The sequence below is a fragment of the Nonomuraea sp. NPDC000554 genome (assembly GCF_040300065.1).
Lineage (GTDB): Bacteria > Actinomycetota > Actinomycetes > Streptosporangiales > Streptosporangiaceae > Nonomuraea.
In genome coordinates this window covers 1-19,559 of the sequence record NZ_JBEPDC010000057.1, presented here as the reverse complement: position 1 = coordinate 19,559, position 19,559 = coordinate 1, and the positions used below count along the sequence as shown (strand labels likewise).

Genomic DNA, 19,559 nt, shown 5'->3' with positions numbered 1-19,559 from the left:
CCGTCGCCCTCGACGAAGGTCACCGTGTCGAACCAGCCACGCCCCTTAAACCGCGGGTAGCCAGGCGACTGACCCGCCTTGACGCGGCGGAAGAAGGCCTCGAATGCCTTGTTCAACCGGCGCAGCGTCTGCTGCTGGCTGGTGAACGACCAGCGGCCCTGCCCTGCCGGGTCATCGGTACGGATCTCCTTCAGCTGCGCGGACTGGTCCCCGTACCGGATCGAGATCTTCGCCCGGTGGTATGCTTCGCGGCGCTCTTGCAGTGCCGCGTTGTACAGCGCCCGGTGATCGTCCAGCATCGCGGTCAGCATGATCTGCTGCTTGACCGTGGGACGCAGCAGGAACTTGAACGACCTACGCACCAGCGCCCCCACTGTTGGGGACGCGCTCGTACTGAGCCTCGATACAGCGCCGCACGCTCACCGCTCCCACACTCGCCACGACGTACGAGCGTGACCACAGACTCGGAAGCCGGGAGCGCAGATGGGGAGAGGTGGATCCATTGAACTGGTTCGCCACGTACGAGGTCGAGCGCTTTGGGTGTGACTTGACGAACAGGTGCATGTGGTCAGGCATCACCTCTGAGGCAATGATTTCCCACTCGTGCTCTGCGGCCTTGGCGCGGATCAACTCCTCCAGCCGGGTCTTGACCCAGCCGCCCACGACACGGCGCCAGTACTTGGAGCGCCGCACCACGTGGTAGCCCAAGTCGTACGCCGCACTGGGAGAAGGACGCACCTGACGAGGCACTCGATCATTATGAGATCCGCGCTCCTATAAGCGCAGTGGTTTCTGAAGAAAGCCGAAATTCGCAGGTAAAGGCACGCTCAGGCGCCAGAGCGCCTTCCCGCTCGGCATTCCCCACTCCCTGAAGGAAGCAGTCCCCTGCCTTCGACTTGATGGCCGCCAAGACCGTCGCCGACAAGCTCCTCATCAAGCCGGGCAGCACAGTGTGGATCTCCGACCCGGAACACCGCGGCCTCGTCGGACCGCTGCCGGAGGGGGCCGGCCACGTCGCCGAGCTCGGCCAGGCCACCGTCGCGGTGGTCTTCGCCGCCGACGCGGCCGCCGCCAGGCGCGTCCTCGACGAGCACCGCGACCAGCTGGCCGAGCCCGCCACGCTCTGGGTCGCCTACCCCAAGGGCAACAGGTCCGACATCAACCGCGACACGCTCTGGCCGATCGTCGTCGAGTACGGCCTGCGCCCCAACGGGCAGGTCGCGGTCGACGAAGTCTGGTCGGCGCTGCGCTTCCGACCCCTCAAGGCGGGCGAGCCCCCCTTCACGGGCGGCCGCTGACCTCCACTTCCGCCAACCTTCGGGCGAGAAAGCGGCGGTGGCCGGCACCTGCCCCCACTCCTGGCGGAAGACGGCGTCGAGGTCGGCGTGCACGGCTCAGAGGATATGCCGAACGGCAGACGCCGGCCGGGGCGCTCGGCGCGAGGCTGGATCTCATGCGATTCCTGAGCACCACGCTGGCCGTCCTCGCCCTGGGGGCGACGGCGGCGGCAACACCTCCGGCATCGGCCCGCCCCCTGGGCTGGGTGGCGTGCGGCGACGGCTTCGAGTGCGCCAAGCTGACCGTGCCGGTCGACTGGAAACGGCCCGACGGGCCGAAGACCCAGGTGGACCTGGCCAGGATGCCCGCTCGCGACCCCCAGCGCAGCCTCGGCCCGCTCGTGGTCAACACCGGCGGCGGCGCGACCATCCAGCCCGTGCGCTCCATGCCCGCGACGGTGTCGGAGCTGACCACCTGGTTCGACGTGGTCCTGATCGACCCCAGGGGCATGGGCGACAAGGGCAGCTCCTCGCTCGTCGAGTGCGCCACACCGCAGCCCGGCATCGCCGAGCTGATCCTGCGGCCCGGCGAGGCGGGCTGGCGCGCGCAGGCCAGGGCGAACGCCGCCTACGACGCTTCCTGCCGCGCGGCCATGGGTAGCGCCTACGCGGGCTTGACGTCCTGGCAGGTGGCCCACGACCTGGAGGCGCTGCGCGCCGCACTCGGCGCCGACAGGCTGCGCTATCTCGGCAACTCCTACGGCGCCGTGTACGGCCAGGAGTACCTGGAACTGTTCCCCTCCAAGGTCGGCCGGATGGTGCTGGACGGCGTCGCCGACCACACCCGGCCGTCGCTGGAACGCTGGCTGATGGACAACGCGCGCACCGAGGAGCGGCAACTCGGCCGCTTCCGCGACTGGTGCGCGGCCGGGTGCGCGCTGGGCGACGACGACGCGATCAAGGTGTTCGACGACCTGCTCGCCCGCGTCCGCCGCGCCCCTCTGCCCGCGGGAAAGGGGACGGTGAACGAGCGGGAGTTCCTCGTCGCGGTGCGGGAGGGGCTCACCCCGCCGGCCTGGCCGCGCCTGGCCGCGGCGCTGCGCAGGGCCGCCGACGGCGACGCCACCGACCTGGCCAAGCTGCGGCCCCTGCCTCCGGAGACCCCCGGCTATCCCCACGGCGCGATGCTGTGCCACGACTTCATGCCGCGCCTGCCCGGCTACCGCGCCTTCCTGGCCATCGAGTCGCGCCTGCGCGCGGCCGCGCCGCGGATCGGCTGGATCCAGGGCCGCTACCAGGTCGCCCGTTGCCTCGGCATCGGGAAGGACCCCTCCAACCCGCCCCACCCACTGCGGGCCAAGGGCGTGCCGCCGGTGCTGGTCGCCATCGGCGACACCGACGACAACACCCCGAACCTCGCCGCCGAGCACCTGGCCGCGCAGCTTCCCGGGGCGCGGGTGGTCAGGCACGGCGACGGGCACGCCGCCTACCTCATGCAGAGCGCGTCCGGGCTGGGCGGCACCTGCCTGCGCCGGCACGTGCACGACTACCTGACCGCCGGGACCCTGCCGCCGGCCGGGGCGCGCTGCCCCGGCGACCTGGTGGCTAGGATCCCCCGGGGGTGAGCCGACCGTGATCGGAGCGTGGCGGGCACTGCCGGCGCAGGTCCAGGACGCCGTGCTGGCGGCGGCGACAATGCTGCTGATCTTGGGGGTTCCGCTGCTCGGCAGCGACACGGGCGGGCTCACGCCCCTGTGGGGGATGCTGGTGTGCGCGGTGTGCGCGCCGCTGGCCGTGCGCCGCCTTCTGCCGATGACGGCCGCGCTGGCCTCGGGCGCGGCCGTCCTGCTCGCGGTCGTGCTCCAGCTACCACAGGTCGGCGCCTGGGTGACGACAGCGGCGTTCGGCTCGGCCGCCTACCACCGCGACCGGTGGCGGTCGCTGCCCGCGATCGCCGCGACCTGCTGGCTGGTCGCGTTCGACCTCGTCCAGGGCCGGCCTCCGTCGCCTTCGTCCCTGGTCATGTCGGTGGCCGCCGGGCTCTCGCCGGTCGCGCTCGGCCACATCCTGCGTCTGCGCCACGACCAGGCCCGGCAGGCCGTCCTCGTCGAGCGGGCGGAGGAGCGCGCCAGGATCGCCCGCGACGTGCACGACGTGGTGGGCCACCACCTCAGCGCGATCAGGCTCCAGGCCGTGGGCGGACGGCGGGGCACCCCCGAGGACGCGACCCGGGCCCTGGACGTGATCGCCGAGATCTCCGGCACCGCGCTCGGCGAGACCCGGCGGCTGCTCGGCCTGCTCCGTGACGACGCCGACGCCGACGCCGACGCCGCCGACCTCGGCGCGCTGATCGCCCGCCTGTCGCATCAGGGGCTGCGGGTCCGGCTGGACGGTGACATCCCGCAGGAGCCGATGCCGTTGGAGGTGCGGTACGCGGTGTACCGGATCGTGCAGGAGTCGCTGACCAACGTGATGCGGCACGCCGGCGTCGCGCAGGCAGCGGTGCGGGTCGCCTGGAGCCGGGGAACCGTGGTGGTCGTCGTGGAGGACGGCGGGCGGGCGGTTCCCGGCGAGCCCGCTCTGCCCGAGGGCCGTGGGATGCGCGGGATGCGGGAGCGGGCGACGCTGCTCGGCGGCACGCTCGCCGCGGGGCCACGCGCCCCTCACGGCTGGCGCGTGACCGCTCGCCTGCCGCTCGACGAAGGGACGGTACACCGCGACACCGAAGGAGCCGGCCGGTGAGCATCCGCGTGATCGTCGCCGACGACCAGGCGCCCACCCGGGAGGGCCTGCGCCTGCTGCTGTCGTCCGAACCGGGCCTGGAGGTGGTGGCGGCGGCGTCCGACGGGTTCGAGGTGGTCGAGATGGCCAGGCGGCACCGGCCCGACGTGGTGCTCACCGACATCCGCATGCCCCGCATGAACGGGCTGGCCGCGATCCGCGACCTGCTGGCCCTCGACCCGGCACCGGCCGTGGTCGCCCTGACCACGTTCAACCTGGACGAGTACCTGTTCGGCGCGTTGCAGGCGGGCGCGGTCGGCTTCCTGCTGAAGGAGAGCGACCCCGGCCTGATCCTCGACGCCGTGCGGGTCGCCCACGAGGGGCACGGGCTGGTGGACCCGCAGGTCACGCCCCGCCTGCTGCACCGGTTCGCGGCCACCTCGCCCCGGCCTGCCACGGGCGAGCTGGCCACGCTGACGCCGCGCGAGACGGACGTGCTGCGCCACCTGGCCGCCGGGAGCAGCAACGCGGAGATCGCCGGGACGCTGGTCATCTCACCGGGCACGGTCAAGGTCCACATCGAGCGGATCCTGGCCAAGCTCGGGCTGCGGACCCGCGTGCAGGCGGCCGTCTACGCCCACCGGCACGGGCTCGTCACCTGGGACGACCTGCCCTGACTCCAGGTCAGAGATCCCAGCGGGGCTCGGTGCTGTGGCGGACCTCCCCGCCGGCGGTGAAGATCAGGAAGCGGTCGAAGTCGGCGGCGAACCAGCGGTCGTGGGTGACGGCCAGCACGGTCCCCTCGAAGGCCGTCAGGCCGTGCTGGAGGGCGTCGGCGCTGGCCAGGTCGAGGTTGTCGGTCGGCTCGTCGAGCAGCAGCAGCGTGGCGCCCGACAGTTCGAGCAGCAGGATCTGCAGCCTGGCCTGCTGGCCTCCCGAGAGGGTCTCGAACCGCTGATTTCCTGCCGGGGCCAGCTCATAGCGGGCCAGGGCGGCCATGGCGTCGTTGCGTTCCAGCCGGTGCCCGTGCATGACGAGGTCGGCCACGGCCTGGCCGTGCAGGTCGGGGCGGGAGTGGGTCTGCGCGAACAGGCCCGGCCGGACGCGCGCGCCGAGCCTGGCCTCGCCGGTGTGGGGGATGGGCTCGCCCGCCAGCAGGCGCAGGAAGTGGGACTTGCCGGTGCCGTTGAGACCGAGGACCGCGACGCGCTCGCCGTACCAGATCTCGGTGTCGAAGGCGTCCAGCAGGCCGGTCAGGGTCAGCCGCTCGCAGGTGACGGCGCGCTTGCCGGTACGGCCGCCGCGCAGGCGCATGCGGATGTTCTGCGCTTTGGGCGCCTGCTCGGGCGGGCCTGCCTGCTCGAACCTGGCCAGCCTGGTGACCGCCGCCTGGTAGGAGGTGGCCAGGGCGTCGTTGTGGGTGGCGCGCTGGCGCAGGGTGTGGACGATGCCGCGCAGCCGGTTGCGCTCGTCGTCCCAGCGGCGGCGCAGGTCGCGCAGCCGGTCGGCGCGCTCGGCGCGGGCCTGGGCGTAGCCGGCGAACCCGCCGCCGTGGACCCACACGCCGCGCGCCTCCACCGTGATGATCCTGTCGGCGGACTCGGCCAGGAGGCGGCGGTCGTGCGAGACGAGCAGCACCGTCTTGGACGTGGCCCGCAGCTCGCGTTCCAGCCACTGCTTGGCGGGCACGTCCAGGTAGTTGTCGGGCTCGTCGAGCAGCAGCACCTCGTCGGGGCCGCGCAGCAGCGCCTCCAGCATGAGCCGCTTCTGCTCGCCGCCCGACAGCGTGCCGAGCGGGCGCGCGGCGACCTGGTCGTAGGGCAGGCCGAGCGCGACGGTGGCGCACACGTCCCAGACCACTTCCAGCTCGTAGCCGCCCGCGTCGGCGTAGTCGCTGAGCGCCTGGGCGTAGCGGAGCTGAGCGGGCTCGTCGTCCTGGTCGCGGGCGAGGTCCGCCTCGGCGCGGGCCAGCGTGTCGGTCGCGTCCCTGACCCGTCGCGGGGCCACGGCCAGCAGCAGGTCGGCCACCGTCCCCTCGCCGAGGAACTGGCGCATCACGCCGATCCCGCCCGAGACGGCCACCCGGCCGGCGGCGGGTTCCAGCTCCCCGGCGACCAGCCGCAGCAGGGTGGTCTTGCCCGCGCCGTTCGGGCCGACCAGCGCCGCCTTGACGCCGTCGCCGACCTTGAAGGACACCTCGTTCAGCAGCAGCCGCCCGTCGGGCAGCAGGTAGGTCAGGTCACTCACCTCGACATGGCTCACCGTTCCATTACTAGACCATCGATCCGGCTCTCGTACAGCGTATTATGACCGCGTGGGAAGCGAGAGCGTGTGGTTGCGGCCACGCAAGCAGGAGCGGCAGACCCTCACCCTGGGCCGGATCGTCGCCGAGGCGGTGGCCCTGCTCGACGAGGAGGGCGCGGCCCGGCTGACGATGCGCCGCCTGGCCGAGCGGCTCGACACCGGCTCCACCACCCTGTACTGGCACGTCAGAACGAAGGACGACGTCCTCGACCTGGCCCTGGACGCGATCTTCGGCGAGGTGCCGGTGCCCGGCCCCGGGCCGTGGCGGGCCCAGGTGGGCGAACTGCTGGCCGGATGGCGGGCGACGCTGCTGCGCCACCCGTGGTCGGTCGGGCTGCTCGACCGTCCGATGATGGGCCCCAACGCGCTCGGACGCACCGAGTTCCTGTACGCCACGCTGGCCGCCGCCGGGTTCTCCGGGGCCGACCTGCCGGCGGCGGCGCACAGCCTGGCCACGTTCGTCACCGGCTCGGCCACCACGCAGGCGGGGGAGCGCGGCGGCGGCGCCCCGCGCGAGCACCTGCGCGACTATCCGACGCTGGCTGAGCACGGCCTCGACCACGACTGGGACGACACCTTCACCCGCGGCCTCGGCTTCCTGCTCGACGGGATGGCCTCAAGGGTCACCCGCCGCACCCACGGGTCAGGTCAGGGCTGAACGCGTACTTTTGTCGCGGGGGAGAGGGGACTTCTGGTTCTGGGCCGGACGTCCCCTGGCCTCTAGCGTTGCGGAGCGTGAACTCCGTCGCCGGGCGCGCCGCCTGACCGCGTACCGTTGCCATGATGCCCGAACACCACCTGGCCGCCCCCGACGGCAAGCCCTACGAGGCCCCCGGACGCACCAGCTTCCTCGTCCTCATGCTGCTGGGCATCGCCGCCGTCTGGGAGACGGCCGACGGCACCTTCCAACCCGCCTGGCTGTCGTGGGCGGGGCTGGCGGCCGTCTGCGTCCTGCACACCCTCGTCACCCTCAGCGCGTTCCGGCAGCGCCTGGCGATCGCCCGGACGGCCCTCGCCGCGCTGGCCGCCGTGGTGCTGGCGCTGTCGGCGACCTTCGGCGGCGGCTGGTACTACGTCCTCCCGCTGCTGGGCGTCGCGATCTCCCTGGTGCTGTCCGGCAGGGCGGTCCGGGTGGCGCTGGCCGCGCTGACCGTCCTGACGGGGCTGATCGTGGGACTGGGAGGCGGCAGCATCGAGTCGATCATGGCCTTCTCCTGGGGGACGTTCAGCGCGGGCCTCGTCATCGCGGTCATCCTGCACCTGCACGCCGTCATCGGCGAACTGCGCGAGACCCGCCAGCGCCTGGCCGAGGCGGCGGTGGCCGAGGAGCGGCTGCGCTTCTCCCGCGACCTGCACGACCTGCTGGGGCACACGCTGTCGGTCATCGTGGTCAAGGCCGAGGCGGTGCGGCGGCTGGCCGGACGCGACCCCGAGCAGGCCCAGCGGCAGGCGTCCGACATCGAGGCCGTGGGCAGGCAGGCGCTCACCGAGGTGCGCGAGGCGGTCACCGGCTACCGAGGCGGCGGCCTGGCCGCCGAACTCGACCGCGCCCGCGACGCGCTGAAGGCCGCCGGGGTCGAGCTCGTCGTCCACCGGACGGGCACCGCGCCGACGGCCCCGTCGGAGGCGCTGCTGGGGTGGGTGGTGCGCGAGGGCGTCACCAACATCATCAGGCACAGCGACGCCACCAGAGCGGAGATCCGCCTGGACGGCCCGGCCGTCACCGTCCGCGACAACGGCACCGGCGCGGTCGCGCCCTCCACGGACGGCAGCGGGCTGCGCGGCCTGGCCGAACGTCTCTCCCAGGCGGGCGGCCACGTCGAGGCGGGCCCGCTGCCCGAGGGCGGCTTCCAGCTCACCGCCTCCCTGCCGCCGACCTCCTGAAGACCCGGCTCGCTCAGCGGACTTTCGGGCAGGCCGCACGAGCAGCGGAGGCATTCTCCGGTGGGCGGTGGTTTAGCCCCTGAGTCAGGGTCATATCTGACGTTATGGACGCGAACTCCGTGTTGCTCGCCATCGTGGTCGCCACGGCGTTGTCGTTCGACTTCACCAACGGTTTCCACGACACCGCCAACGCCATGGCGACGTCCATCGCCACCGGGGCCCTGCGCCCGAAGCTCGCGGTCGCGCTGTCGGCGGTGCTCAACTTCGCGGGGGCGTTCCTGTCGCTGCAAGTCGCCGCGACCATCGCGACCGGCATCGTGGAGACCGGCGCGATCACGCTCACCGTGGTCTTCGCCGGGCTGGTCGGGGGCCTGGCCTGGAACCTGGTGACGTGGTACTTCGGCATCCCCTCCAGCTCCTCGCACGCGCTCATCGGCGGAGTCGTCGGCGCCACGCTCATCGCGGCCGGCGCCTCGGCGGTCAAGGGGACGGCGATCGTGTCCAAGGTGCTCATCCCCGCGGTGCTCGCGCCGCTGGCGGCCATCGTGGTGGCCACGGTCGGCACCTACCTGGTCTACGTCCTGACCCGGTCGGTGCCCGGCCGGCTGCGCGATCGCGGCTTTCGCTACGGGCAGATCGGCTCGGCGTCGCTGGTGTCCCTGGCCCACGGCACCAACGACGCGCAGAAGACGATGGGCGTCATCACGCTGGCGCTGATCGCCAACGGGACGATCGGCAAGGACGCGGGCACGCCGCTCTGGGTGATCGTGGCCAGCGCCACCGCCATCGCGGCGGGCACCTACCTGGGCGGATGGCGGGTGATCCGGACCCTCGGCAAGGGCCTGACGGCGCTCGAGACACCGCAGGGCTTCGCCGCGGAGAGCTCCTCCGCCGCGGTCATCTTCGCCTCCTCCCACTTCGGCTTCCCGCTGTCGACGACGCACGTGTGCACCGGCTCGGTGATCGGCTCGGGCCTGGGCAAGCGCCTGGCCGAGGTCCGCTGGGGTGTCGCGAGCAGGATGCTCGCCGCCTGGCTGGTCACCCTGCCCGCCGCGGCGACCGTCGGCGCGCTGGCCTGGTCCGGCGCGGACGTCATCGGCGGCGCGCTGGGCGTCACGGTCGTCTTCGCCGCCGCGCTGCTCCTGTCGGGAGGGCTCTACCTGGCCGCGCGCCGGAAGCCGGTGAACGCGGGCAACGTCAACGCGGCATGGACGGGCGGACTCACTCCCGCCCCGGCCGCGCCGAAGGACACGGTATGACCAGTCCACCGAACGAGCCGCCGGTCGTGCTCGACCCGCTCGTCGCCGACGACGAGGTCGAACTGCTCGACGCCACGCCCGGGCTGTGGGTGGACGACAGCAGCGACGACGATCCCGTGCTGATGCGGGCCGACGGCCGCCCGGTCGACACCTGGCGCGAGCACTACCCCTACGCGACGCGCATGGAGCGCGGCCTGTACGAGCACGAGAAGCGGCTGCTGCAGATCGAACTGCTCAAGCTGCAGTACTGGGTCAAGCGCACCGGCAAGCGGCTGGCGGTGCTGTTCGAGGGGCGCGACGCGGCGGGCAAGGGCGGCACGATCAAGCGCTTCATGGAGCACCTCAACCCGCGTGGGGCGACCGTGGTCGCGCTGGAGAAGCCCAGCGAGCGCGAACGCACCCAGTGGTACTTCCAGCGCTACGTCGCCCACCTGCCCGCCGCCGGCGAGATCGTGCTGTTCGACCGCTCCTGGTACAACCGCGCCGGGGTGGAGCGGGTGATGGGCTTCTGCACCGAGCAGGAGTACCAGGAGTTCATCGAACAGGCGCCGATGTTCGAGCGCCTTCTCGTCGACTCCGGTCTGCACCTGGTCAAGCTCTGGTTCTCGGTGTCGCGCTCGGAGCAGCGCACCCGCTTCGTCATCCGCCAGGTCGACCCCGTCCGGCAGTGGAAACTGTCACCCATGGACCTCGCCTCGCTCAACAAGTGGGAGGACTACACCCGGGCCAAGGAGGAGATGTTCCTGCACACCGACACCGCGGCCGCACCCTGGACGGTCATCAAGAGCAACGACAAGAAACGCGCCCGCCTGGAGGCCATGCGGTACGTGCTGAGCCTGTTCGAGTACGACGGCAAGGACGCCCAGGTGGTCGGCATCCCCGACCCGCGCATCGTGATCTCGGCCGCCGACATCCTCGACGAGGACCACGACGCGGCGCCCTCAGACGTTGGCCTTGATGGCGACGCTGACGAGGGCGAGCAGGAGATCGACGTCTAGCGAGGCGTCCACGTGCATGAGCACCCATCCACGCTCCGCGGAGGGGTTCACGTGCGGGCACGTGCCCAGGGCGGCCTCCAGGCGGTCGATCGCCGGGCGGGTGAGATGCACATGGGCCGTACGCCCGGTCAGCCGGACGATCTCGCGACCACCGGCGGCGAAGGACACGCCGTCGTCGATGGGGAGCATGGTGAGAGCGGGCCATGACCGCAGGACGTTCGCCGCCTGCGTCAGGCCGGGAGCCAGTGACTCTCGCAGGGCACTCTGGGGCCGGACCACGGGTCCATCGTCTGGGGCGGAGTCCAGGTAGGGAAACCCGCCGCGTTCGAACCGTTACACCCTCATGACATTTCGGTGATGGGCGGTCATGGGGTACTCGGGACAATCGGGCGGCTTTGGCTGACCAGGCAGGAGCACGGCCGAGGCTCCGCGCCCGCGCCCTCGTCGTGCCTGCGATCATCCCGTCCTTCTCCACAACAGCGGGACCGCGACGAGGCCGGCCACACACGGAAGGACCTGCAGCCAGCCCAGCAGCGGCGCCAGGCCGACATCACCCGAGCTGTCCCGGACAGTCAGTGCGACGAGCGCGAAGGTGACCGCGATCGCGAGCAGCCCGATCGCCGACCAGGAAGCCCACCTCTTGTCGGCGCGGACCGCCCAGATCGTGCCGAGCCAGCCGAGGAGTCCCAGCCCGCCGACCGTGGCCAGAATCACCAGATACGCAGCGACGGCGGCGTCGATGGCACCGGGCTCGTAGGCGGGATAGCCCGCCCTGATGTGGTCTGCCATGACGGTCGTGGTGGCTCGGTCGATGAAGGGAAAGAGGGTGGCGACCGCGGTGAGTCCCGCCCCGACATACATCGTCGTCAGTGCGGTCCGGTTACCCGGTCTCTGCTTCAGCGTCGTCATGACATGCGTCCTTCCAGGCAAGTGGGTCGGTGACGGGCGGGATAGTCTGCTCGCCACACCATTGAGACAGTCACTTTCTTTAGCAAGTGACTGTATGGAACTGTCTTGAGACAGTCAATGTCTAACTGACAGTGACATGCTTAAGCGTGTGACTTCCCGCTAGCCTTGATCGCATGACCGGACTTCGTGAACGCTGGCGACTCAAGGCCATGCGCACCATCCAGGAACGCGCCCTCGACCTCTTCGACGAGAAGGGGTTCGGCGCCGTCACGATCGAGGAGATCGCGGCCTCGGCCGAGGTCTCACCGTCGTCGGTCTACCGCATCTTCGGCACGAAGGAAGGGATCGTGGTCACCGACATCGAGTTCGACATGATGAGCCCGGAGGCGCTCAAAGACATCCTGGACCCCGGCGATCCCGTCGGCAGCCTGGTCCGAGCCGTCCGCACCTACGAAGCCGGGCCGGAAGGCGCATCCAGTGTCGCGGACGCAGACGAAGGCCCGCAGCCGGAGAAGGGCCCGCGGCGCAGGGTCCGTTACTTCTTCGTCGAACCATCGGTGCGCATGGCCGTCTTCGCCACCCTCGACCGCGCGGGCCAGCGGATCGCGCCACTGCTCGCCGAGGCAGGAGAGCTGAACCACACACAGGCCCGCGTGGCTGCGAACGCCCTCGCCTTCGGCTACTTCGCCGCCCTTGAGCAGTGGTATCTCGACGGCGGCAACCGCCCCATCGCCGACTACGTCGAGGACGGCATGCGACCACTCCGCAGCATCTGGCCGCCCTCTGACCAGGAACATCCCGCATAACGGCGGCCGGCCCGCGCCCTGGAGTCCGTCACCGGCGGCCAGACCCGGCCCGGACTACCTGCGCGTCCACGCCCTCCAGTGTTCCGGATCCCCAACCGGAACACCCCAACCCACTTCAGCCCGCGGCCCGTTTCTGTCGTATCCGGTGCCTCCCCGATCAGCCGGCGGCGGGGCCGGTCCAGGAGATCGCCAGGTGTAGCTGTTCGGCCAGTCGTGCCGCCGCTGCCCGAAGATCCCCAGGTAGGAGTCTGTTCAGCGATATCCGCACGATTTTTCCCGAGCACTACTGCGACCCCGACATGGCCAGGGGAGAGGGCCGGCGATCGCGAGGCCGAACGGCGTTGATCAAGGCTTCTGCGGGTTGAGAGCAAGCCCGGTGCCCGGCAGGCGGGCGATGGTCTTGCGGATGCCAAGGCCAGAGGCCGGATACTGCCGCTCTTGCGGCGAGAGAACGATGTTCATGGTGGCATGTGCGACGGTAGGGTGGTTGATTGTGACGACGTTCCGGATCAGCGAGGCCGCCGCGTTGCTCGGCGTCAGCTCCGACACCGTCCGCCGATGGGTCGACGCGGGTCGGCTGGCGGCCGAACGCGACGAGCACGGTCACCGGCAGGTGAACGGCGCCGATCTGGCCGCGTTCGCCCGCACCCAGATCGCGGCGGAGAACGGCTCGGGCCACTCCTCGGCCCGCAACCGCTTTCGCGGCATCGTGACCGAGGTCATCCGCGACGCGGTGATGGCGCAGGTCGAGATCGCCGCCGGGCCGTACCGGGTGGTGTCGCTGATGAGCCGCCAGGCCGCCGACGAGCTGGGCCTGGAGGTGGGGGTGGTGGCGGTCGCCGTGATCAAGTCCACCAACGTCGTCGTGGAGATCCCCGACCACGCCCGCGTGGCCAGCCCGTAAGGAGCCCCTTGGTGATCAGGCGTCCATCCCGGTGGGCCGTCGCCCTGCCGGTCGCACTCGTGCTCGCAGGTCTGTCCGGCTGCGGCTCCAGCCAGCCGGCATCCGCCCCGGCCTCCGCCGCCGCCGGAAAGGCCACGACGTTGACGGTGTTCGCGGCCGCGTCCCTGACGGGAACGTTCACCGAGCTCGGCAAGACGTTCGAGGCCGCACATCCGGGCACGTCGGTCAAGTTCAACTTCGGCTCGAGCGCCACCCTGGCACAGCAGATCACCCAGGGGGCGCCGGCCGACGTGTTCGCCGCCGCCAGCCCCGCCACCATGAAGACCGTCACCGACGCCTCCCTGGCGAGCGCGCCGACCACGTTCGTGCGCAACAAGCTGCAGATCGCCGTCCCGGCCGACAACCCGGCCAAGGTGGCGGCGCTCAAGGACCTCGCCGATCCGAAGGTGAAGGTCGCGCTCTGCGCCGCGCAGGTGCCGTGCGGCGCCGCCGCGGTCAAGGCGCTGGACGCGGCCGGGCTGAAGATCACCCCGGTCACGCTGGAGCAGGACGTCAAGGCCACCGTGACCAAGGTCGAACTGGGCGAGGTCGACGCCGCCCTGGTCTACAAGACCGACGTGATCGCCGGCGCGGGCAAGGTGAAGGGCATCGACTTCCCCGAGTCCGACAAGGCGATCAACGACTATCCGATCGCGGTCCTGTCCAAGGCACCCGCCGCCGACCCGGCCAAGCAGTTCGTGGACCTGGTGCTGTCGCAGCAGGGCAAGGACGTGCTGACGAAGGCCGGCTTCGAAGCTCCCTGACGCTTCCCGACCGTGATGACCTCCACCACGCCCGCACCCGCTCGGAGCCCCGAGCGGGGATCGCCGCGCGCCGGCCGCCTGCCCTGGGTCCTGGTGGTTCCCGCCCTGCTCGGGCTGGCGTTCCTGGTGTTGCCGCTGGCCGGGCTGCTGGTGCGGGCGCCGTGGGCGACGCTGCCGCAACGGTTGGCCGAGCCCCAGGTGCTGGAGGCGTTGCGGCTGTCGCTGGTGACCGCCACCGTGGCCACGGCCGTGTGCCTGCTGCTCGGCGTGCCGCTGGCCTGGCTGCTCGCGCGGGCGTCCGTTCCCGGCCTGCGGGTGGTGCGGGCGCTGGTGACCGTCCCGCTGGTGTTGCCGCCGGTGGTCGGCGGCGTGGCGCTGCTGCTGGTGCTGGGACGTCGCGGCCTGGTCGGGCAGTGGCTGGAGACGGCGTTCGGCGTCACGCTGCCCTTCACCACCGCCGGCGTCGTCGTCGCCGAGGCGTTCGTGGCGATGCCGTTCCTGGTCATCAGCGTCGAGGGGGCGCTGCGCGCCGCCGACGTGCGCTTCGAGGAGGCCGCCGCGACCCTGGGTGCCTCGCGGTGGACCGTGTTCCGCCGCGTCACCCTGCCGCTCGTCATGCCGGGCGTGGTGGCCGGAGCCGTGCTGTGCTGGGCCAGGGCGCTGGGCGAGTTCGGCGCGACCATCACCTTCGCCGGCAACTTCCCCGGCCGTACCCAGACCATGCCGCTCGCCGTCTACCTCGCCCTGGAGACCGAGCCGGAGGCCGCCATCGTGCTCAGCCTCGTCCTGCTCGCCGTCTCGGTGATCATCCTGGCCAGCCTGCGCGACCGGTGGGTGAACAGCCCGTGACCCCGTCCGAGCCCCGGCAGGGCGGCCTGCGCGCCCGCCTGGTCGTCACCCGGCCCGCGTTCGGCCTGGACATCACGCTCGACATCGCCATGGGGGAGGTCGTGGCGCTGCTCGGCCCCAACGGCGCGGGCAAGACCACCGCCCTGCGCGCGCTGGCCGGGCTCACCGGCCTGTCCGAGGGCGGGCACATCACGCTCGACGACCGCCCGCTGCACACGCTGGCCGCCGAGCGGCGCCCGATCGGCATGGTCTTCCAGGACTACCTGCTCTTCCCGCACCTGTCCGCCCTCGACAACGTGGCATTCGGGCCGCGCTGCCACGGCGTCTCCAAGGCCGAGTCCCGCCGCGTCGCCGCCGCCCTGCTGGAGCGCGTCGGCCTGGCCGAGCACGCCGCCGTCCGGCCGGGCCGGCTGTCGGGCGGGCAGGCCCAGCGGGTCGCCCTCGCGCGGGCGCTGGCCGTGCGGCCGCGTCTGCTGCTGCTGGACGAGCCGCTGGCCGCGCTCGACGCCCACACCCGCCTGGACATCCGCTCGCAGCTGCGCCGCCACCTGGCCGACTTCGACGGCGCCACCGTCCTGGTCACGCACGACCCGCTCGACGCGATGGTGCTCGCCGACCGGCTGATCGTCATCGAGGACGGCGCCGTCGTCCAGCAGGGCACCCCCGCCGAGGTGGCCCGCCGCCCGCGCACCGACTACGTCGCCCGCCTGGTCGGTCTCAACCTCTACCGCGGCCTGGCCGTCGATCGGCAGGTCAAGGTCGACGAGGTGCTGTTCAGCACCGCGGACCGGGTCGACGGGCCCGCGTTCGTGGCCTTCTCGCCCGCGGCGGTCGCGCTCTACCGGACCCGCCCCGACGGCAGCCCGCGCAACCTGTGGCAGGCCCGCGTCGCGGGCATCGAACGGCACGGCGACAACGTCCGCGTCCACCTCGACGGCCCGATCGTCGCCTTCGCCGACATCACCCCCGCCGCGGTCGCCGACCTCGACCTGGCCGCGGGCCGGCAGATCTGGGCCTCGGTCAAGGCGACCGAGACACATGCGTACCCGGCGTGACCGCCGCGCCGTGCCCACGGGGGCCTATCACCACAGGGGGTTGTCCGCGCAGACTCTGATCTCCGCGATCCGGCTGATGTGCCTGCCGCCGCACCGGTCGCCCGGCACCACCAGGTGCGGGCCCTGCCTGTCGAGATCGTCGCCGTCCAAGCGGACGGCCACCAGGGCCTCGGTGTTGCCGAACTCGGGGTCGATCTCGCCCCACGACAGCACCGCGTGATGCCCGTCGCGTCCCAGGACGGAGACCAGGAAACGCAGCCGGTCCTTGCGCTCGAACGGATCGAACAGCGGTCGCGCCTCCCGGACGACGTCGAGAAGCAGCGGGCCCGTGAAGCGGTGCCGACGAGGCCCGGAGGTGCGGCATTCGAAGGTCACCACCACCTCGCGCTGCGGCAGCGCCCGTAACTCGGCCATGCCGAGCCGGACGGGTTCCCGTACATCGCCCGACAGGCGCATCAGCCCGTCGGGCCGGACCTGGGCGGCAAGGTCGATCGACGTGGGCTGCACCGGCGCCCTCCTCACCCGCTGACCGTTTTACTCATGCATGCCCAGGTCTAGGGAGGAACACACTCATATGCAACCCATCATTGTCAGATGCCTGGCAATTACGAGGACAATCAAGCCGTCATCCTGGCGTTAGCGATGGGAAGACGCGTCAGCTGAGGTACCGGTGGAACCACTCGGGTTCAGCCGGTGGAACGCCTCACGGACGGCGTCGAGATCGTCCGCGCCCACCGGGCCGACCGCCCCTGCCCACCGAGCGAGCTGCGCGCCGAGCCGGGGAACCTGAGCGGCGCGGCCGGTGTAGCAAGGGCGTGACCATCACCAGACGCCAGGCGCTGACCCTGGGCGCGGCGCTCGCCATGTCGGCGTGCGCCCCCGAAGCCTCCCAGCAGAGCACCCGACCCACGCCGCCGGGCGGGCCGGGCACGCTCTTCGCCGAAACCGCCTCAGGGCTGGTCAGGCTCGACCTGGCCAGCGGCACGGTGACCGGCACCTACCCCGGCGCCGTAGCCGGAGCCCGCTGGGCGCGGCTCTACCAGCTCGACCACGGGCTCCTGCGTACCTACACCGCCGCCACCGGGCGGCTCGTCACCACGACGCCGGTGCCCGGGCAGCAGATCAAGGCCGTCTCCGGGCGGGTCGTCGCCGTCGCGCCGGCGCCCGGCCCGCGCCGCCGCACCACGATCACCCTCGCCACCGAGGACGGCAACCGCACGCTCGAACTGGACGGCAACATCGAGCCCGAGGCGTTCTCCGGCAACGGCCAGGTCATGTACGTCCTGGACTACCTGCCGCCGGACCGGCCCGAGCGATACCGGGTACGGATGGTCGACCTGGACTCCGGCCGGCCGGCGCCGCTGCATACCCGCGACAAGAAGGTCATCCCGGCCGGCAAGGAGGAGGAGATGCGCGGCCGGGGCCGCCAGGCCGTCCTCGACCCCGACGCCTCCGTCCTCTACACGCTCTACACCCATCAGGACGACCACCTGCACACCCGCGACCTGCTGGCCGGGCGCGACCTCGACCCGGGCGTCCACGCCTTCGTCCACGTGCTCAACCTGAACCAGTTCTGGGCCTACTGCCTGGACCTGCCCGCGCCGTTCGGTCTCGGCCCGGCGCAGGCGCACACGATCGCGCTGGCGCCGGAGAGCAAGCGGCTGTACGTGTTCGACGCCTCCACCGGGCGCGTCGTGCAGGCCTCGACGGACGACCTGACGATCCGCCGCAGCGGCTTCCTGGGCAGGCAGCCGGGCGAGGCGTTCGCGGTCACCGACGGCGACCGGCTCTACCTGGGGGCGGGCTCGCGGGTGCAGGTGGCCGACGGCGAGACGCTCGCGCCGCGGGCCGCCTGGGACCTGCCAGGCCAGGCGCGGGGGCTGGCCTGGCTGGACGGCGAGCTGCTGGCGGGGGCCGGCGAGCAGGTGCTGCGCCTGCGCTCCGACACCGGCGGCCGGCTCGCCGCGATCACCGTGCCCGGCCTGCGGACGGTCCTGCACGCCGAGCCCGTCACCGGCTGACCATCGGGAGCGCGGGCCTCCTCAGGCGCGTAATGCGGTGGACGAGCCCTGTGGCCCTTCACTAGGGTGTGGCCCATGTCCAGTCCTGAGGCGTCAAGACGCTAGCCACCGGTCCTTCGGTGGCTTCCTGTGATGTCACGCGCCGTCGCTGAGACCGCGCGCCCTTTCGTCACCCTTGCCGCCGGATCACCGTCACACGGACTGACTCTTCCCGGGAGCTCGCTCACCCTCGTGGTGCCGAGCCCGGTCTCCTTCACGCGGTAGCGCCCGCGCGCCCCGGATGAACGCCCGCTTCCTGCGGCCTGTTCGAGGTGCCGCGGCGGTGCGCCGCGCCCTCGTTGTGATGCCCTTCCGACGCAGCAGTGGAGTTTCTGCATGCCCTTCGCCATCTACATCCTCGGACTGGCGGTATTCGCCCAGGGAACGTCCGAGTTCATGCTGTCCGGGCTGGTTCCGGACATCGCCAGGGAACTGAACGTGTCCATCCCGGCCGCCGGCGCGCTGACGTCCGCCTTCGCCGCAGGAATGATCGTCGGAGCGCCGCTGATGGCGGTGCTCAGTCTGCGCTGGCCGCGCCGGCGGGCGCTGCTCGTCTTCCTGGTCGCGTTCATGCTCGTGCATGTCGTCGGTGCGGTCACCACCAGCTTCTCCGTGCTCCTGGTGACCCGGGTGCTCGGGGCGGTGGCCAACGCCGGCTTCCTCGCCGTGGGGCTCGCGACGGCGAGCGGCATGGTCGCGCCGAACGCCAAGGGGCGGGCGACCTCCGTCCTGCTGGGTGGCATCACGCTCGCGTGCGTCGCCGGTGTGCCCGCCGGTGCGGCGCTCGGTCAGGCGCTCGGCTGGCGGTCGGCGTTCTGGGCGGTGGCCCTGATCTCCCTGCCGGCCGTCGTCGCCGTGCTGCGCTCGGTGCCGGACACGGCGACCCCGGACGAGGCCCGTCCCAGCGCCCGGCGCGAACTGCGGGCGCTGCGCGGCCCGCGGCTGCTGGTCGTGCTGCTGCTGGCCGCGCTGGTGAACGCCGCCACCTTCTGCACCTTCACCTATCTGACCCCGCTGGTCACCAACGTCAGCGGCTTCTCCGAGGGGTGGGTGCCGGCTGTGCTGGCGCTGTTCGGTCTGGGGTCGTTCGCCGGAGTGACCATCGGCGGCCGCCTGTCCGACACGCGGCCGATGCGAGTCCTCATTCCGGGCGGGATCGCCCTGCTCGCCGGGTGGGCGCTCTTCGCGTCCACGGCCGGCAGCCCGGTCGCCGCGTTCCTGCTCGTCTTCGTCCAGGGGACCCTCTCGTTCGCCGTCGGCTCGACCCTGATCGCCCAGGTTCTGTACGCGGCGGCCGAGGCGCCCTCGCTGGGCGGCTCGTTCGCGACCGCGGCCCTCAACGTGGGCGCGGCCGCCGGCCCCGCCATCGGCGGCGTCACCATCGCCGCCGGGCTCGGCTACCGCTCGCCGCTGTGGGTCAGCGCCCTGCTGGTGGCGGCGGCGTTCGTCACAGCGGGCCTCGCCCAGGTCGTCCGGCGCATGCGGACCGCACCGCGCGAGAAGGCCGCGATCCGCGGGCAGGGCCACGCCTCCTAGCGGGCGGCCTGACCTGCCACCACGGCGGCGCCCCGGGCGGCCCGCCGGCTGACGGCCCCTGCTGCCCGCCTCGGCCGCGCGGGGCGTTCCGCTGGCCGCGCCGCGCCTGGTGCACCGCGTGGAACTGCTGCACGGGGCGCTGCCGCCGGGCCCGGCCGCAGAGCTGGCCGCGGGGCTGGCGGCGGGGCTGGCGG

Annotated in this window: 21 protein-coding genes and 1 pseudogene; 16 read left to right on the top strand and 6 right to left on the bottom strand. The window is 72.1% G+C overall.

Going from position 1 to position 19,559, the window contains the following annotated elements; all coding sequences use genetic code 11:
- Positions 1-311 (bottom strand): annotated as a pseudogene (locus ABT294_RS50400) (RNA-guided endonuclease TnpB family protein); the annotation flags it as partial.
- 43 nt (positions 312-354) lie between these two features.
- Positions 355-738, bottom strand: coding sequence for an IS200/IS605 family transposase (tnpA, locus tag ABT294_RS50395; protein WP_350813689.1), 384 nt, complete (start codon positions 736-738; stop codon positions 355-357).
- A gap of 161 nt (positions 739-899) precedes the next feature.
- On the opposite strand from tnpA, the gene ABT294_RS50390 reads away from it, so the two are divergent.
- From ABT294_RS50390 to ABT294_RS50375, 4 genes are all read left to right on the top strand, one after another.
- Positions 900-1,298 carry a hypothetical protein gene (locus ABT294_RS50390; RefSeq protein WP_350813687.1) on the top strand — a complete coding sequence of 133 codons (399 nt, stop codon included), beginning with the start codon at positions 900-902 and terminating at the stop codon, positions 1,296-1,298.
- A gap of 155 nt (positions 1,299-1,453) precedes the next feature.
- The gene (locus ABT294_RS50385) at positions 1,454-2,902 is read left to right on the top strand and encodes an alpha/beta fold hydrolase (protein ID WP_350813686.1); all 1,449 of its coding nucleotides are present in this window, start codon (positions 1,454-1,456) and stop codon (positions 2,900-2,902) included.
- A gap of 7 nt (positions 2,903-2,909) precedes the next feature.
- Positions 2,910-4,019 carry a sensor histidine kinase gene (locus ABT294_RS50380; protein WP_350813685.1) on the top strand — a complete coding sequence of 370 codons (1,110 nt, stop codon included), beginning with the start codon at positions 2,910-2,912 and terminating at the stop codon, positions 4,017-4,019.
- A complete protein-coding gene (locus ABT294_RS50375; RefSeq protein WP_350813684.1) occupies positions 4,016-4,675 on the top strand; it encodes a response regulator in 660 nt (219 codons plus the stop codon). The genes ABT294_RS50380 and ABT294_RS50375 overlap by 4 nt, the downstream gene beginning before the upstream one ends.
- Positions 4,676-4,682: 7 nt before the next feature.
- Here ABT294_RS50375 and ABT294_RS50370 read toward each other — a convergent pair whose 3' ends face one another.
- Positions 4,683-6,260, bottom strand: coding sequence for an ABC-F family ATP-binding cassette domain-containing protein (locus ABT294_RS50370; RefSeq protein WP_350813683.1), 1,578 nt, complete (start codon positions 6,258-6,260; stop codon positions 4,683-4,685).
- A gap of 52 nt (positions 6,261-6,312) precedes the next feature.
- On the opposite strand from ABT294_RS50370, the gene ABT294_RS50365 reads away from it, so the two are divergent.
- The 4 genes from ABT294_RS50365 (at position 6,313) to ppk2 (ending at position 10,443) form a co-directional block, all read left to right on the top strand.
- Positions 6,313-6,960: a TetR/AcrR family transcriptional regulator gene (locus tag ABT294_RS50365; RefSeq protein ID WP_350813682.1), complete on the top strand. Its 648-nt coding sequence runs from the start codon at positions 6,313-6,315 to the stop codon at positions 6,958-6,960.
- Between the two features lie 125 nt (positions 6,961-7,085).
- Positions 7,086-8,186 (top strand): sensor histidine kinase, encoded by a 1,101-nt coding sequence (locus tag ABT294_RS50360; protein ID WP_350813681.1) that lies wholly within the window; start codon positions 7,086-7,088, stop codon positions 8,184-8,186.
- A gap of 104 nt (positions 8,187-8,290) precedes the next feature.
- Positions 8,291-9,445, top strand: coding sequence for an inorganic phosphate transporter (locus tag ABT294_RS50355; RefSeq protein WP_350813680.1), 1,155 nt, complete (start codon positions 8,291-8,293; stop codon positions 9,443-9,445).
- On the top strand, positions 9,442-10,443 hold the full coding sequence (ppk2, locus tag ABT294_RS50350) for a polyphosphate kinase 2 (RefSeq protein WP_350813679.1): 1,002 nt from the start codon (positions 9,442-9,444) through the stop codon (positions 10,441-10,443). Before ABT294_RS50355 ends, ppk2 begins: the two co-directional genes overlap by 4 nt.
- Here ppk2 and ABT294_RS50345 read toward each other — a convergent pair.
- The gene (locus ABT294_RS50345) at positions 10,387-10,722 is read right to left on the bottom strand and encodes a luciferase domain-containing protein (RefSeq protein ID WP_350813678.1); all 336 of its coding nucleotides are present in this window, start codon (positions 10,720-10,722) and stop codon (positions 10,387-10,389) included. The two genes, ppk2 and ABT294_RS50345, sit on opposite strands and share 57 nt — an antisense overlap.
- 177 nt (positions 10,723-10,899) lie before the next feature.
- A complete protein-coding gene (locus ABT294_RS50340; RefSeq protein ID WP_350813677.1) occupies positions 10,900-11,352 on the bottom strand; it encodes a hypothetical protein in 453 nt (150 codons plus the stop codon).
- A 173-nt stretch (positions 11,353-11,525) separates the two neighbouring features.
- On the opposite strand from ABT294_RS50340, the gene ABT294_RS50335 reads away from it, so the two are divergent.
- The 5 genes from ABT294_RS50335 to ABT294_RS50315 all read left to right on the top strand — a co-directional run bounded on the left by ABT294_RS50335 (position 11,526) and on the right by ABT294_RS50315 (position 15,769).
- The gene (locus tag ABT294_RS50335; protein ID WP_350813676.1) at positions 11,526-12,158 is read left to right on the top strand and encodes a TetR/AcrR family transcriptional regulator; all 633 of its coding nucleotides are present in this window, start codon (positions 11,526-11,528) and stop codon (positions 12,156-12,158) included.
- Positions 12,159-12,651: 493 nt separating this feature from the next.
- The gene (locus ABT294_RS50330; protein WP_350813675.1) at positions 12,652-13,062 is read left to right on the top strand and encodes a TOBE domain-containing protein; all 411 of its coding nucleotides are present in this window, start codon (positions 12,652-12,654) and stop codon (positions 13,060-13,062) included.
- An 11-nt stretch (positions 13,063-13,073) separates the two neighbouring features.
- Entirely contained in the window at positions 13,074-13,865 is a 792-nt protein-coding gene (modA, locus tag ABT294_RS50325; protein WP_350813674.1) for a molybdate ABC transporter substrate-binding protein, read from the top strand.
- A gap of 15 nt (positions 13,866-13,880) precedes the next feature.
- Complete coding sequence (locus ABT294_RS50320) at positions 13,881-14,714, top strand: ABC transporter permease (protein ID WP_350813688.1); 834 nt, start codon at positions 13,881-13,883, stop codon at positions 14,712-14,714.
- Positions 14,711-15,769: an ABC transporter ATP-binding protein gene (locus ABT294_RS50315; RefSeq protein ID WP_350813673.1), complete on the top strand. Its 1,059-nt coding sequence runs from the start codon at positions 14,711-14,713 to the stop codon at positions 15,767-15,769. Before ABT294_RS50320 ends, ABT294_RS50315 begins: the two co-directional genes overlap by 4 nt.
- A 27-nt stretch (positions 15,770-15,796) precedes the next feature.
- Here ABT294_RS50315 and ABT294_RS50310 read toward each other — a convergent pair whose 3' ends face one another.
- Positions 15,797-16,276 (bottom strand): molybdopterin-dependent oxidoreductase, encoded by a 480-nt coding sequence (locus tag ABT294_RS50310; RefSeq protein ID WP_350813672.1) that lies wholly within the window; start codon positions 16,274-16,276, stop codon positions 15,797-15,799.
- A gap of 186 nt (positions 16,277-16,462) precedes the next feature.
- Here ABT294_RS50310 and ABT294_RS50305 point away from each other — a divergent pair, with 186 nt between their 5' ends.
- From ABT294_RS50305 to ABT294_RS50295, 3 genes are all read left to right on the top strand, one after another.
- Positions 16,463-16,588: a hypothetical protein gene (locus ABT294_RS50305; protein ID WP_350813671.1), complete on the top strand. Its 126-nt coding sequence runs from the start codon at positions 16,463-16,465 to the stop codon at positions 16,586-16,588.
- The gene (locus tag ABT294_RS50300) at positions 16,585-17,790 is read left to right on the top strand and encodes a YncE family protein (RefSeq protein ID WP_350813670.1); all 1,206 of its coding nucleotides are present in this window, start codon (positions 16,585-16,587) and stop codon (positions 17,788-17,790) included. The genes ABT294_RS50305 and ABT294_RS50300 overlap by 4 nt, the downstream gene beginning before the upstream one ends.
- A gap of 375 nt (positions 17,791-18,165) precedes the next feature.
- Positions 18,166-19,365, top strand: a complete 1,200-nt coding sequence (locus ABT294_RS50295) for a Cmx/CmrA family chloramphenicol efflux MFS transporter (RefSeq protein ID WP_350813669.1) — start codon at positions 18,166-18,168, stop codon at positions 19,363-19,365.
- Positions 19,366-19,559 lie beyond the last annotated feature (194 nt).